Origin of the sequence: Ewingella sp. AOP8-B2-18, assembly GCF_052376015.1 — a bacterium.
Taxonomy (GTDB): Bacteria; Pseudomonadota; Gammaproteobacteria; order Enterobacterales; family Enterobacteriaceae; genus Ewingella; species Ewingella allii.
This window is the reverse complement of sequence record NZ_JBQSVB010000001.1, coordinates 686,816-701,349: the sequence shown is the minus strand read 5'-3', so window position 1 is coordinate 701,349 and position 14,534 is coordinate 686,816. Positions and strand designations below refer to the sequence as shown.

Sequence of the window (14,534 nt, the reverse complement as noted above, 5' to 3'; positions counted from 1 at the left end):
GCCCCTTGCACGATCCTCGACCTGAGTCTCCTTTCTCCTACACCACTTTGCCTCGCCGCCATAGCCGCGCAGACCAGTAAAAATCAATTTTGTGATCGCCGTCGGCCAGGGTCGGACATTTGCCTTTTTCTACGCGCGAAGGGCTTTCTACCATGATGGCCTACATCCAGTCAGGAGGTCATCAGATGACGCCACATATTAATGCCAACCCGGGCGATTTTGCCGAAACCGTAATCATGCCGGGGGACCCGCTGCGCGCCCAGTACATCGCCGAGACCTATTTGACTGACGCCAAACGCGTTTGTGATACCCGCAATATGTTTGGCTTTACTGGCTACTATCGCGGCAAACCTCTCTCGCTGATGGCCCACGGCATGGGGATCCCGTCCGTCTCAATCTATGCCCATGAGCTGATTAACGAATTTGGCGTGAAGAAGCTGATTCGCATCGGCACCTGCGGCGCGGTGGATAGCACGGTGGACATGAGCAACGTGATTGTCGCCACCGGCGCGGGCACCTCTTCTTCCGCCAACCGCGACCGTTTTGGCGGTTACGACTTCGCCGCCGTGCCCGATTTTGACCTTCTGCGCCGCTGCTGGACGGTGTCGCAGCATCGCCAACTGCCCGCCCAGTTCGGCAACACCTTTACCAACGACCTGCTGTATGACAAACCCGAAGGTATACTCCCAGCCCTCAAAAAAATGAATATTTTGGCAGTAGAAATGGAAACCTCGGCGCTTTACACCATCGCCGCGCAGTACCGCGCCAAAGCCCTGAGCCTGTTGACCGCCTGCGTCAATAGCGTCACCGGCGAAGAGCCAAGCGCAGAACAATTACAAAAAACGTTAAACAACATGTTTGAGCTGGCTTTAGAGACAGCAATATTCAGCGATTGATCTTATTTATAAGGCTTATCCGATGACGAACTCTACACACTCACCTGCACCAAGCGGCCTCAAAGTCGAATCCAACGGGGTTAACGCCGTACCTGAATCCGAAAGGTACGGTAGCCCTTCCGGACTGTTCCCCATTTGGTTTTCGTGGAACGTCTCCATCCTCGGTATCGCCTACGGGGTGTATGTTTACTCGCTGGGACTGAGCCTGTGGCAGTCCATCACCGCCGGGATTATAGGGTATCTGCTCTCCTGCATTCTGGTGGGTATTCTGGCGGTGGGCGGCCCAAGAACCGGCCTGCCGACGCTGACCCAAACCCGTTTCTGCTTTGGTTATCACGGCAATAAATTCCCAACCCTGTTTGCCTACATCTCCAATATGGGTTGGAAAATTACCCTGATCACTCTGGCCTCTTCCACCGGCGCGGCGCTATTTGCCAAACTCTGGCCGACGGCCTTCGCGCTGGCGGATGGCAAGCCGACGCTGATGTGCATCCTCGGCTGGTTTATTCTGAGTCTGGCATTAACCATGTCGATTGCGGTTTACGGCCACCAGCTGATTATGAAAGTTGAAAAATACATCGCCTGGCTGACCGGCTTTATGAGCATCATCTTTATCTTCCTGATGCTGCCACACATTCACTGGGACAGGCTGGGCCAAGGCGCGGCGCACGGCGACCTGCTGACTTACATCGGCGGCGTGGTGATGGCGATGACCATGGTGGGGCTAGGCTTCCTCAACTACGGCGGTGATTTTGCGCGCTACTTGCCGAAGAAAACCCCGGCCTCAAAAGTGATTTTCTGGACCACTGCGGGTATCTCGCTGCCAGTGAGCATTTTGCTGATTCTGGGTGCGTTTTTGGCCGACAGCAACCCGGACCTCAGCGCGGCTGCCTCCCAAGCGCCGATTGCCTCGCTGACTAACCTGCTGCCGTTCTGGTTCTATGTGCCGTTTTCCATCGTGATCATTATCTCCCTGCTGGCGGCGGCGATCACCGGCGTCTACAGCTCAGGGTTGGCGCTGTTGGCGCTGGGTATTCCGGCCAGTCGTGCCACTACCACCATGCTGAATGCCATTATTATCGGCTTCGGCGCGTTCTATCTGATGTTTATCTCCGACTCTTTCCTCTCCACCTTCCAGTCATTCTTGGCGTCAATCTCGGTGGTGATGGGCTCGGCGGGTGCGATTGAACTGATCGACTTCCTGCGCCAAAAACGTTTGGGTTGGGATATCACGATGGCCAATAAAGCCGGATTCGGCGGCAGAAATGGCCGCTGGACCGCGCTGGTTGCGCTGTTTACCGCCACTATTGTCGGCCTAGGCACCATCACCTCGGGCGACCCGCACATCGCGCACATCGTCGGCTTCCTGCTGACGGACGAAACGCGCCACAGCGTGTTTGCCACCGCGAATATCGGCGTTATTGTCTCAATGCTGGTTGGCGGCGGGATCTACGCCCTGTTGACCTTCGGCCTGAAAATCGCCCTGCCGGGTATCACTTCACAGCCGACTTCTGCAGCCAAGGCTCAGCCGCTGAATCCACAAAAAACTGTGTAATTTCCAGTAGATAAAACAAAGGCCGCTGAGAAGCGGCCTTTTTGCAAAGAAAACCCCTAGCGATACTTCCACAACCATTTACCACTCGCCAATCTCCAGTAGAAGAAGCTGCCGCGAATGATCCAGTCGAGGCACATGCCGAGCCAGATACCGATGACGCCGAAACCGAGCACCACGCCGAGGGTATAACCAGCGACGATGCGACCACCCCACATGCTAAGGAGCGATACCCACATAGTGAAACGCGCGTCGCGAGCCCCTTTCAGCCCGGCGGGTAATACCCAGGAGGCGGCCCAGAATGGCATAAAGGCGGCGTTCAGCCACACCAGCATTTTCACCACGTGGATAACATCATCTTCCTTGGTATAGAAGGACGCTAGCAAGCCCGCCAAGGGCATTGACAGCAAAGAGAGCGCGCATAGGCCAATGGTTGAGAGCCAGAAAATATGTTTCAGTTGATGCTCGGCCTGCCCCATCTGCCCGCGCCCTAAACGGGTGCCGACCACAATGGTAGAAGTCGAACCCAAGGCGTTGCCCGGCAGGTTAATCAGCGAGGCGATCGACGCGGCAATAAAGTTACCGGCAATCACGTCAGTCCCCATCCCGGCGACGAACACCTGCGTCAGCAATTTACCGCCGTTAAACAGCACGGATTCAATACTGGCGGGCACGCCGATGCTCAGCACTTCCATCAAAATGCTGGTATTGAGACGTTTGAAATAGCTTTTAAGGGGAATGCGCAGTGCCGGATTGAAGCCGATCATCAGGACATAAATCACCACCGCTGCGCCGATATAGCGGGCGATCGTCAGGCCCAATCCGGCACCGGAAAAGCCCAAACCGCCCCAGCCGAAGCAGCCATAAATCAGGACGCTACTGATAATAATGTTGAGGATGTTCATCCCGCCGTTGATAAGCATCGGGATCTTGGTATTACCGGCACCGCGCAAGGCCCCACAGCCGATCAGCGCGATGGCCGCCGCCGGATAACTCCACGCAGTAATAGTGAGATAATTCAGGGCGAGGGCCTTAACCTGCGGCTCGGCACTGCCCGCTATCCAGTCAATAATATGCTCACCGGCGAACTCGATGCCGACGGCCAGCAGCAAAGCAAACAGGGTCATCAGCACTAAAGACTGCCGCGCCGCGTTGCGCGCGCGTTTGCGATCCAGCTTGCCGAGGCTAAAGGCCACCACTACGGTGGTACCGAGGTCTATCGCAGCAAAGAAGGCGATCACCACCAGATTGAAACTGTCCGCCAACCCCACGCCGGCCATCGCTTCCTTGCCGAGCCAGCTGACCAGAAAGGTGCTGAGCACCCCCATAAGCAGCACGCACATATTTTCAAAAAATATCGGTACCGCGAGGGGAGTAATTTCACGCCAGAACAACACACGATAGGAACGCCGTTTGTGATACCACTTGGTGCGCTCCAGCGCGTGCTGCACGGTAACTCTGATGTTTTGCAAGATAGTTCCAGCTATGAGGTGAGGTCAGATGCCTACTTTAAGAATGGTAAAAGCCCCTGCGTTTTGCAAAGGCTTTTATCATTGATATTTGGACATTTAATGCGCAATAAAAAACCCGCCTCGCAGCAAGGCCACATCGGCACTGACATCACACTTCGGCGCGATGAACATTCTGATACAAATCCCAGAGGTTAGCGTTGAGAATGACGCTGCCCCAGCCATCTCCCCGCCACCGCCGCCAGCGTGGCGCACAGCAGGTAGTAAATCAGGCCGATGAACAGGAAGATCTCCGCCGGGTAGATTTGCACCCGATTATTCACCTGCCCGGCGACGGTGGTGAGTTCCGGCACGTTAACGATAAACGCCAGCGACGTGTCTTTTAGCAGCGCAATGAGCAAGCCGAGATAGGACGGCAGCAGGTTGGGCCACGCCTGCGGCAGCAGCAGAATGCGTAAAACCTGCCACTGGCTGAAACCCGAAGCCGTGCCCGCCTCGCTCTGGCCGACGGGCAGTGACTCAATTCCGGCCAGCGTCGAGTGCATCACCGCCGCCGAGGTGAACCACGCCAGCGCCAGTATCACGGTCAGCGCGCCCGGCATTGAACTGCCAAACACCACCGGCAGTAGAAAGTAGAGCCAGAAAATCACAAAGATCAGTGGAATGCCGCGAATAAACTCGGCCCAGACGAACAGCACGCGCCGCGTCCAGCCGCCAAACCGCCAGGCCAGCGCCGCCATTCCCACGCCCAGCACCAGCGCGATAGCGCCCGCCGAGATAGCCATAATTAAAGTCAGCAGCACGCCACCCGGCTCACCCTCCGCCACCCGCCCCCACAGCAGATAGGTGAAATTGTCATGCAGAACCGAATAATCAAACTCCACGCGGCGCTCCTTCGGCATTAGCCACGGCGGCGGATGGCGACTGGCGCAGCCCCGGCCGTTTTGGCCCTAACGTGATAAACAGCCAGCCCATCACTAAGCCGAGCAGTAGATAGAGCGCGGTGCCGATGGCGAAGCCTTCCAGCGCGTGGGCGTTGTAACTCTCGATGCGGCTTATCTGGTAGGTCAGTTCGGAGAAACCAATGCCGGTCGCCAGCGACGAGAGTTTCATTAGATTGAGATATTGGCCGGTGATCGGCTGCCACGCATTGGTCAGCCCCTGCGGCAACAGCACGTAACGCAGCAACGCCCAGCGGCTGAACCCTTGCGATATCGCGGCCTCCCTTTGCCCGGCGGGCACCGAGTTCAGCCCGGCCTGCACCTCTTCCACAATAAAGGCCGCGCTAAACAGCGCCAGCCCCCAGGTGGCGCAGAGAAACTCCGGCGTCAACCACGCGATATTGACCGGTAAAGTGGCCCATGGGTGCTCGTCGCCAATGTAAAAACGCCACCCCTGCGGCAGCGCGCCATAGGCGGCAAAGTACCAAAACAGCAGTTGCACCAGCAGCGGCGTATTGCGAAATATCGACACATACACCGCCGCCACGCCCCTGCCCACCCGGCCCGGCGCGAGGCGCAGCACCAATAGCAGCAGGGTGAGCAGCGTCGCCAACAGGCTGGCGGCCAGCGTCACATATAAGGTGGTAAGAAAGCCGGAAATAATCCATTGCAGCGGCTGGCCGGTCAGCACGCCCGCCCAGTCAAGGTGCCAGTTCATCAACCTTCCCCTCTTTGGCTAACTGTTCTTGCGCCGAGCGCAGCGGGAACAGCACCTTTTGCAGAAAACGCCGGGCGCGCGGGTGCTGGGGCTGGGTGAAGAAGCTCTCCGGATCGGCCTGCTCGAGGATTTGCCCGCCGTCCATAAACACCACCCGGTCGGCAATTTCGCGGGCAAAGCTCATCTCGTGAGTCACCACAATCATGGTGATGCCGCTGTGCGCCAGCTCCTGCATCACCAGCAGCACTTCGCCAATCATCTCCGGGTCCAGCGCCGAAGTGGGTTCATCAAACAGAATAATATTGGGATCGGTGACTAGCGCGCGGGCGATAGCCACCCGCTGCTGTTGGCCGCCGGACAGCTGAGAGGGGAAATGATGCGCCCGGTCAGCCAGCCCAACTCTGACTAACAGCTCGCGCGCCTTGTGCCGCGCTGCCTCCTGCTTCCAGCCGTGGACCTTGGTCAGCGCCAGACTGACATTATCCAAGGCATCAAGATGGGCGTAGAGATTGAATTGCTGAAAAACAAAGCCAATATGAGTACGAAGCTGGCGCAGCGCTTTGCCACTCAGGGCCGCAGTGGGGCGCTGATGAATGAAAATCTCGCCGCTGCTGAGGGTTTCCAGATGGTTGATCAGGCGGATCAGCGTCGACTTGCCCGAGCCGGACGGCCCGCAGACCGCCACCACTTCTCCCACCGCCACGCTCAAGTCCACCTGCTGGATAACCTGATGCGCGCCGAAAGATTTACTCACCTGTTTGAACTGCACCGCGACGGCTTTCTTGCCGCCCGCCGGAGACGAAAAAACCGCAGACGAGTCTGCGGTTGCTGAGGATGGTTGTTGCATAAACCCTGCCTGTCTAATTATTTTGCTTAGCTCTTGGCCTGAATCGTAAATAAGCGCGGCTGCGGCGATTTGGTCTGCGGGCCGAACCAATTGTTATAAATGGTGGTCGCTTCGCCGGACTTCTCCAGACTCAGCAGTTCATCATTGACGGCTTTCAGCAGGCTGGTTTCACCCTTTTTCACGCCCACGCCAATCTCCTCTTTACTGAGTAAATCCGGCAACACTTTGTATTTCGCCTTGTCCGGCGCGCCGTCGAGCAGCCCGGCCAGAATGGTGCTGTCCTGCGTGATAGCCTGAACGTTGCCATTGCGCAGAGCCGACAGCGCCAGCGGAATATCGTCATATGAGAGCACGCGAGATTTCGGGAATCGGTTATGCAACTCCTGCTCGCCGGTGGTGCCTTTCACCGCGCCAATGCGCGCAGTGGCGTACTCATCCAGCTTGTCCGGTGAGCCAACTGGCACCAGGAACTGCTGCCCGGTGACGAAATAAGGGATGGAGAAATCCACCACCTTGGCGCGTTCCGGCGTGATAGTGATATCCGCCACGATGATGTCAGCCTTGCCCGATTGCAGCAGCGGAATGCGGTTTGCCGGGTTAGTCGCCACAAGTTGCAGCTTCACGCCCAGTGACTTCGCCAGCGCTTTGGCGAAATCCACGTCATAGCCGACAATGTTATGGGTTTTGGCATCTACTGAGCCGAACGGCGGGTTGGAGTCGAAGGTGGCGACCTTAATCACCCCGGCCTTTTTAATGTCCGACAGTTGATCGGCGTGGGCGGCGAAGCTCGCTACCCCGCCGATTGAAAGTAAAATCCATGCTGCGAGTGACGCCTTACCAGAAACCAAACGAGCCATAGTTATTCCTTAATGATGGGTCAATGTTGCGGCAACCTGCGGCTGCTCATTTTTTTGCTGTTTTGCTGATACTTGCGCGTAGCGGCTGGCCTTGAACGGCAGGCCCAGTCGCTCACGCAGAGTTTTGCTCTCCGTTGATGGATGCCAGTAGCCACGATCGGCCAGCACGGGCAGAACCAGACGGACGATGTCGTCCAGCGCCTCGGTCAAAACAGGACCGCCGATAATAAAACCGTCAGCGCCGCCCTCTTCCACCCAGCGAATAAAGGTGTCAGCCACCTGCTCCGGTGTGCCGAAGAACTCGCCTTTCGGCAGCGTGGTCTGGAACGCCACGTCGCGCAGCGTCAGGTTTTCCTCTTTGGCTAAACGTTTAATCTGGTCGGTGGTGGAACGGAAGGTGTTCTGCCCCAAGTCGCCGACGTCCGGGAAAGGCTCATCCAGCGGGTATTGGGAGAAGTCGTGGTGGTCGAAGAAGCGCCCCAGATAGGCCAGCGCGTCGTCCACTGAGATAAGGGATAGCAGGTACTGATATTTGGCCTCGGCTTCGGCTTCGGTCGCACCGACAATCGGGCTGATGCCGGGGAAAATGCCCACCGGATGGCGACCGTGCAGCGCTACCTGCGCCTGCAACTTGGCTGAATACTCCTGCGCTTCTTGCAGGGTGCGGGCGTTGGTGAAGACCGCGTCGGCCGATTTTCCCGCCAGCGCGATGCCAGCTTCCGAGGCCCCAGCTTGGAAAATCACCGGCTGGCCCTGTGGCGAACGCTTGATGTTGAGCGGCCCTTCCACCGAGAAGAACTGCCCTTGGTGATTCAGCTTGTGCAGCTTGGCGGCGTCGAAAAACACCCCGCTTTCGCGGTCGCGGACAAAGGCATCGTCATCCCACGAGTCCCACAGCCCTTGCACCACGTTGATGTACTCTTCGGCGATTTGATAACGCAGTGAGTGCTCAGGGTGGTCTTTGCCAAAGTTCTTGGCGGAACCCGCCAGTGGCGAGGTCACCACGTTCCAGCCCGCACGGCCATTGCTGATGTTATCGATGCTGGCTAACTGGCGCGCCACGGTGAAAGGGTCGCTGTAAGAGGTGGAAATGGTGCCCGCCAGCCCGATGCTGTGGGTGACGGATGCCAACGCCGACAGCAGCGCCACCGGCTCAAAGCGATTGAGGAAGTGCGGCAGTGATTTCTCATTGATGTGCAAACCGTCGGCGACAAACAGGAAATCGAAATTAGCGGCTTCGGCTTTCAGCGCCAACTCACGGAAATAGGGAAAATTGACGCTGGCATCGGCAGGGACTTTTTCGTGTCGCCATGAATTCATATGGCCGCCCGCGCCGTGCAACATCAGGCCTAATTTAATGCTTTTCTTGTTAGTCGCGTTAGCGTCAGCGGCTGATGAAGATGGAATGGATTGGCTCATAATTAGACTCCCAACTAAGGTCTGCGATGCAATATGAAAAGGCGATAGCAAAAGAATTCCACAGAAAGCATCGCGGCCTAAATATAAAAACCGTCCTTCTTATTTCGATAATTAGCTAATGAAATAAAACCAGAAAGAGAACCGAAAGGCATAACAGATAACCAGTCGATATTTAGTAATTTGCCAATATGCGGTCAGGATTAATCAGGACATTAATTTCCCCGCCGCCATTATTCGCCGGCCAATACCATAAGGTTAAAATGATATGAGTCTTCATACTGCCGATGACACCCTCGACGCAGCATCACTCACTCCTTTAAAGCTTGAACAACAGCTGATCGACTGGCGCCGTGAATTGCATCAAAACCCGGAGTTGTCGAACCACGAATATGCCACCACCAAGCGTATTACCCAGTGGCTGAACGCTGCGGGGATCCGCATCCTGAATCTCGGTTTAAAAACCGGCGTAGTGGCCGAAATTGGCCCGCAGGACGGCCCTTTGGTGGCGCTGCGCGGGGACATCGACGCCCTGCCAATTAATGAAATTTCCGGCGTGCCTTTTAGCTCGCAGCAGGCTGGCGTAATGCATGCCTGCGGCCATGACTTCCACACCTCGGTGATTCTGGGCGCGGCTTACCTGCTCAAAGCGCGGGAAGAGCAACTGCCGGGCCGCGTGCGGCTGTTCTTCCAGCCAGCCGAGGAGCGTTTCAACGGCGCGCTCCAGCTGATTGAAGCCGGCGCGCTGGACAATGTGGACGCCATTTTCGGCCTACACAATGCGCCACAGCTGCCGGTCGGCACCTTCTCCACCAAGGGCGGCGCGTTCTACGCAAACGTCGACCGATTCCAAATCACGGTGACGGGCAAAGGCGCGCACGCCGCGCATCCCGAAGAAGGTGTCGATAGCATCGTCACCGCCAGCCACATCGTTACCGCGCTGCAAACCTTGGTCAGCCGCCACTTCAGCACCAAAGAGTCGGTGGTGGTCAGCGTGACCCGCATTGAGGGCGGCAATACCTGGAACGTGCTGCCGCAGGATGTTGACCTCGAAGGCACGGTGCGCACCCATAACGCCGAGATCCGCGAACAGATCCCCGGCAAAATCCGTCAGGTGATTGAAGGCGTGGCGCAGGCGCTGGGCGCGAAGGCCGAACTGCACTGGTTCCCAGGGCCACCGGCGGTGGTCAATACGCCGCGCTGGGCCGAGTTTGCCAGTCAGGCGGCGCGGGAAGCAGGCTATAACGTTGAGCTGTCCGAGGCGCAAATGGGCGGTGAAGACTTCGCGCACTACCTGCATCACGTGCCCGGCGCCTTTGTCAGTATTGGCTCGGCCAGTGAGTTCGGCTTGCATCACCCTAAATTTAATCCGAATGAAAAAGCCATATATCCGGCAGCGGTCTATTTCCAACAATTAGCGGAAAAAGCCTTGGCCGAACTGACAGAAAAATAATCTTTCCCCAACCAATAATATGAACAGCCCGCCCGATTTAACGTCGGTCAGCGGGCTTTCTGCCTGTCTTTCATCTCGGGTTTTTTATTTCTGCTTTATCAGTTTAGTTATTTAATTTTGTTGTTTTACATCCCTCAGCCGCTCAGGAATAGTGAATTCGACACCTGCAAGGGTCTAATAAAAAATAATTAACCTAGATAGTTCGTGGTGCAGAAAGGCAGCCAACGCATCTACAACGCGAAATATGAAGGGTATGAGGGTAATAAAGATGATTAGCACGAAATTAACCGCCGTGGCCGCTTTGGTTCTTTTTTCCTCCGTGGCTTATGCAGCACCGGGTATCGACTTAGTCGCCAATGAAACCCCAATCAATACGCCAAAAAGCCCTGAAGCCATCGCCAAAATCCCGGCAAACTTTAAGTTTGTCGAACCGGGCACCCTGACCGTCGCGCTGGCCGTGCTCGGCAGTGCCCCACCTTTTGGCCTCTATGCTCGTGACAATAAAACCGTGATTGGCAGCGAGGCCGACATTGCGCGTCTGGTTGCCGATGGCCTTGGCCTGAAGCTGAAAGTGGTGCCCGCCTCGTGGGAAGACTGGCCGCTCGGCGTGACGTCCGGCAAATACGATGCCGCTATCTACAACATTACGGTGACCAAAGATCGCAAAACTAAATTCGATTTCGCCACCTATCGCCAAGATACGCTGGGCTTCTACGTGAAGACCGGCAGCAAAATTAAATCCATTACTTCAGCCCCGGACATTGCTGGCAAGAAAATCATCGTAGGCTCCGGCACCAATCAGGAAGCCGTCCTGCTGGAGTGGGATAAAGAAAACCGCGCCAAGGGCCTCGCCCCGCTACAGCCTATTTATGTCACAGATGACGCGGCTTCGACGCTGGCTATCCAGTCAGGCCGCGCCGATGCCACCTTTGGCCCGAACGTCACCGGGGCCTATAAATCCCTGTTAACGGGCAAAACCCAGCTGGTTGGCACCGTGCCGGGTGGCTGGCCGAAAACCGCCAACATCGCGGTGACGCTGAAAAAGGGCAACGGGCTGGTTGATGCCGTGCAAGCCTCGATTAACAGCGCCATAGCCAGTGGCAGTTACCTGAAAGTGTTAGACCGCTGGGGCGAGAGCGTCGAGAAGATCGACCACTCCGAAATCAACCCACCGGGCCTTGGTGATTAATTTTTCTCTTCAGCAGGAGCAGACCATGAGTCAGGACATTTTTATTCAAACCCTGCCGGACGACCCGCTGATTGCGCCCGTCATTGAAGGCTTATTTGGTGAATATCGCGCGCGTTATGGCGACTATTTTGGCCATCAGGAAGAAGAGCCGTTGAGCTACTACGCCCCGCCGGACGGGGTGTTTGTGGTGCTGTTGCGTAACGGTGTTCCCATTGCGATGGGGGCGTTTAAACGCTACGACCTGCAGACCGCCGAGCTAAAACGTATCTGGACCGACAAAACTTTGCGCCGCCAGGGATTGGCGAAAAAGGTGCTGGTTGAGTTGGAACAACGCGCGCTGGAGCAAGGCTACAGCAAGCTATTCCTCACTACCGGTTTCCGCCAGCCGGAGGCCGTGGGGTTATATCTGGCAAACGGCTATCAGCCGCAGTTTGATACCCGCGTGGACCCGGTGGTTTACTCCCTGCCGCCTTATGATGGCCGTTTACCCTTTACCAAAGCATTGCCCGTCGCCGTGGCTGCTGCCCCTGTTGCGGAGAAAGCCTATGAGTGACACCTCGCTGCGACAGACCGACCAGCCGCCGTTGAAAGTGGTCCCTGCCCGCTACCCGCTGCGCCTGATTGGCGCTATATTTTCGGTCTTTATTCTGCTGGTGATCGTCCAGTCGATTGCCACCAACCCGCGCTGGGAATGGGGCGTATTTCGCCAATGGTTCTTTGAACCGGCTATCCTGCAAGGCTTAGCCAAAACCCTGCTACTCACCCTGCTGGGCACGCTGTTTGGCATTATCTTCGGCACCGCGCTGGCGCTGGCCAGGCTGTCCAAATCCTATTTACTGAATGGGCTGGCCTGGGGCTATATCTGGCTGTTCCGTTCACTGCCTATGTTGCTGGTACTGATCATTCTCTACAACTTTTCCTACCTGTACGACAGCCTGTCGGTCGGCATTCCCTTTACCTCGATTGAGTTCTTCAGCCACCCAACCGTGGACCTGCTGGATCAGTTCTCCGTCGCCGTGCTGGGGCTTTCGCTGGTGCAGTCGGCCTACACCGCCGAGATTATTCGCGGCGGCATTTTGGGTGTCGAGCATGGTCAGCATGAAGCGGCCGCGGCACTGGGTTTGCCGGGCTATCGCCGCACCTTCCGCATCATATTGCCGCAGGCACTGCGGGCGATTATCCCTACCGGCTTTAATGAAGTGATCAGTCTCGCCAAGGGCACCTCGATTGTTTACGTGCTGTCGATGCCCGAGCTGTTTTACACCGTGCAGGTGATCTACAACCGCACCCAGCAGGTAATTCCCCTGCTGATGGTGGCGACCGTCTGGTATCTGGTTATCACGTCGGTGCTGTCGGTGCTGCAATATTATGTTGAACGCTATTTCTCACGCGGAGCCGTGCGCGAGCTACGACCGACGCCAATCCAACGTTTCCGCCTGTGGGCGCGCGGCTAAGCCGCGAAGGAGTAAATGTATGTCTGAAGCTTTTGACCTGTTCGTTTCACCCCCAACGGCCAAAGCCGCCGAGCCGGTATTGCTGCGCCAGCCGCAGCATCAGGCGCCGGGCAGAATTGAAATCAGCCATCTGAGCAAACATTTTGGCGCACACAAGGCGCTGGATGACGTAAGCCTAAGCATCGAACCCGGCACCGTGACGGTGATCCTCGGGCCATCCGGCTCAGGGAAATCCACTCTGCTGCGCACCATTAATCATCTGGAGCGCGTCAATGAGGGCACCATTCAGATTGATGGCGACTATGTTGGCTATCAGCGCAAAGGCGACAAGTTGTATGAGTTGAAGGAGCGGGCCATTCTCAAGCAACGGGTTAACGTCGGCTACGTCTTCCAGAACTTTAACCTTTTTCCGCACCTGTCGGTGCTGGATAACATCATTGAAGCCCCTATCGTTCACCGGCTGATGAACCGCAAACAGGCCATTGCCCGTGCTTATGAGCTGCTGGACACCGTCGGGCTGCGCGAAAAAGCTCAGGCTTACCCGCGCCATCTTTCCGGCGGGCAGCAGCAGCGCATTGCTATTGCCCGCGCGCTGGCCCTCAACCCTAAAGTGATGCTGTTTGATGAACCCACCTCGGCACTGGACCCGGAGCTGGTCGGCGAAGTGCTGGACGTCATTAAAAAGCTAGCGCGTTCTGGCGTCACGCTGGTCGTCGTCACCCATGAAATCGGTTTCGCCCGTCAGGTGGCGGACCAGGTGGTCTTTATGGTGGATGGCAAAGTGGTGGAGAGCGGCTCTGCGTCGCAGGTTCTGGATAACCCGCGCCACGGCCGCACCCGCAGCTTCCTAGAAAAAGTGCTGTGAACCGGCCTCATTCTGCCGGCGCATCCGCCGCGACCAGCATTGTCGTAGTGCTTCCCAGCGCTAACAGCAATAGCAAGGCTGATGCACCGGCAAAGCCTTCCCCATTCGGATAACTCTGCAGTAAAAATACCGCCAGCCCGACCCCGACTGCTGCTCCCATCGCACGCAGCGGCAGGACGTAGGGCAAATAGACCTGCTGAGAGATCGCGGCGTTGGCCCCTTGTTTTAAAACCCATATCCGCAGCGCCAGCATAAAGAGGGTCAGTACCAGTGGAAATAAACCGGTTTCCAGCGTGGCCTGGTGGATGAAGAAGGCTTGGCTCACCAAGACGGTGAGAAAAAGCCCAGTGGCAATCCCCGCCGTTGAAAATACCTCAGCCCCAAGCGCCCATGAGAAACCGTGCTGACGGCGCAAAGCCCTTGGCAGCCAAGGCCGCGCGCCATACTTCTCATTCAGAACCAATAGCCCCAACAGGATGGCGGCGATGCCGTTGATCAAATGAGTATTAGCATCCGCCACGCCGCGCTCCGACCAGCTAAGTAATGCCATCAGCAGGCTGACTGCGTTCAGACAGGCCAGTAAAGTCGACATCGCATGCCCCGCCGCCGAGCGCCCGACTGTCGCAAAAATCACCACCGCGCCCAGCAATAAATTGGCAGTAAACAGCTCTGCCCAGCCAACGAGAGAAAACAGCAGGCCCGAAACCAGCGCCTGAAACGAAAACAGCAGAGCGAATAACTCAGCTTTATTGCCAGCCCGCAGCTGGCGTTGCTCGATACACAGAGTCATGAGAGAGCTTCCTTTGATTGAGGGTCATCGGCACAAGCATGAATTCACTTCATCTATACCGATATTGCAAAGCAAGCTTACTCCGCT

14 protein-coding genes are annotated in these 14,534 nt (G+C 56.7%); 7 read left to right on the top strand and 7 right to left on the bottom strand.

Going from position 1 to position 14,534, the window contains the following annotated elements:
* Positions 1–185 precede the first annotated feature (185 nt).
* Positions 186–896, top strand: a complete 711-nt coding sequence (gene deoD, locus ACT3RR_RS03230; RefSeq protein ID WP_496199724.1) for a purine-nucleoside phosphorylase — start codon at positions 186–188, stop codon at positions 894–896.
* A gap of 22 nt (positions 897–918) precedes the next feature.
* Positions 919–2,451 carry a purine-cytosine permease family protein gene (locus ACT3RR_RS03225; RefSeq protein WP_496199723.1) on the top strand — a complete coding sequence of 511 codons (1,533 nt, stop codon included), beginning with the start codon at positions 919–921 and terminating at the stop codon, positions 2,449–2,451.
* Between the two features lie 56 nt (positions 2,452–2,507).
* Here the strand turns inward: ACT3RR_RS03225 and ACT3RR_RS03220 are convergent, their stop codons facing one another.
* The 6 genes from ACT3RR_RS03220 to ACT3RR_RS03195 all read right to left on the bottom strand — a co-directional run bounded on the left by ACT3RR_RS03220 (position 2,508) and on the right by ACT3RR_RS03195 (position 8,699).
* Positions 2,508–3,920, bottom strand: a complete 1,413-nt coding sequence (locus ACT3RR_RS03220; RefSeq protein ID WP_486029984.1) for an EmmdR/YeeO family multidrug/toxin efflux MATE transporter — start codon at positions 3,918–3,920, stop codon at positions 2,508–2,510.
* A 191-nt stretch (positions 3,921–4,111) separates the two neighbouring features.
* Complete coding sequence (locus tag ACT3RR_RS03215; protein ID WP_496199722.1) at positions 4,112–4,801, bottom strand: amino acid ABC transporter permease; 690 nt, start codon at positions 4,799–4,801, stop codon at positions 4,112–4,114.
* Positions 4,791–5,576: an amino acid ABC transporter permease gene (locus ACT3RR_RS03210; protein ID WP_496199721.1), complete on the bottom strand. Its 786-nt coding sequence runs from the start codon at positions 5,574–5,576 to the stop codon at positions 4,791–4,793. The genes ACT3RR_RS03215 and ACT3RR_RS03210 overlap by 11 nt, the downstream gene beginning before the upstream one ends.
* The gene (locus ACT3RR_RS03205) at positions 5,560–6,423 is read right to left on the bottom strand and encodes an amino acid ABC transporter ATP-binding protein (RefSeq protein WP_496199720.1); all 864 of its coding nucleotides are present in this window, start codon (positions 6,421–6,423) and stop codon (positions 5,560–5,562) included. Before ACT3RR_RS03205 ends, ACT3RR_RS03210 begins: the two co-directional genes overlap by 17 nt.
* Positions 6,424–6,449: 26 nt before the next feature.
* Positions 6,450–7,280 (bottom strand): ABC transporter substrate-binding protein, encoded by an 831-nt coding sequence (locus ACT3RR_RS03200; protein ID WP_486029992.1) that lies wholly within the window; start codon positions 7,278–7,280, stop codon positions 6,450–6,452.
* 9 nt (positions 7,281–7,289) lie between these two features.
* Positions 7,290–8,699 (bottom strand): LLM class flavin-dependent oxidoreductase, encoded by a 1,410-nt coding sequence (locus tag ACT3RR_RS03195; protein WP_496199719.1) that lies wholly within the window; start codon positions 8,697–8,699, stop codon positions 7,290–7,292.
* Positions 8,700–8,964: 265 nt separating this feature from the next.
* On the opposite strand from ACT3RR_RS03195, the gene ACT3RR_RS03190 reads away from it, so the two are divergent.
* From ACT3RR_RS03190 to ACT3RR_RS03170, 5 genes are all read left to right on the top strand, one after another.
* Positions 8,965–10,149: an amidohydrolase gene (locus tag ACT3RR_RS03190; protein WP_496199718.1), complete on the top strand. Its 1,185-nt coding sequence runs from the start codon at positions 8,965–8,967 to the stop codon at positions 10,147–10,149.
* Positions 10,150–10,417: 268 nt separating this feature from the next.
* Positions 10,418–11,338 (top strand): ABC transporter substrate-binding protein, encoded by a 921-nt coding sequence (locus ACT3RR_RS03185; protein ID WP_034789409.1) that lies wholly within the window; start codon positions 10,418–10,420, stop codon positions 11,336–11,338.
* A 25-nt stretch (positions 11,339–11,363) separates the two neighbouring features.
* Positions 11,364–11,891, top strand: coding sequence for a GNAT family N-acetyltransferase (locus tag ACT3RR_RS03180; RefSeq protein ID WP_396132613.1), 528 nt, complete (start codon positions 11,364–11,366; stop codon positions 11,889–11,891).
* On the top strand, positions 11,884–12,792 hold the full coding sequence (locus ACT3RR_RS03175; RefSeq protein ID WP_353501639.1) for an amino acid ABC transporter permease: 909 nt from the start codon (positions 11,884–11,886) through the stop codon (positions 12,790–12,792). Before ACT3RR_RS03180 ends, ACT3RR_RS03175 begins: the two co-directional genes overlap by 8 nt.
* 19 nt (positions 12,793–12,811) lie before the next feature.
* On the top strand, positions 12,812–13,657 hold the full coding sequence (locus ACT3RR_RS03170; RefSeq protein WP_496199717.1) for an amino acid ABC transporter ATP-binding protein: 846 nt from the start codon (positions 12,812–12,814) through the stop codon (positions 13,655–13,657).
* A gap of 7 nt (positions 13,658–13,664) precedes the next feature.
* Here ACT3RR_RS03170 and ACT3RR_RS03165 read toward each other — a convergent pair whose 3' ends face one another.
* A complete protein-coding gene (locus ACT3RR_RS03165) occupies positions 13,665–14,447 on the bottom strand; it encodes a hypothetical protein (RefSeq protein ID WP_496199716.1) in 783 nt (260 codons plus the stop codon).
* Positions 14,448–14,534 lie beyond the last annotated feature (87 nt).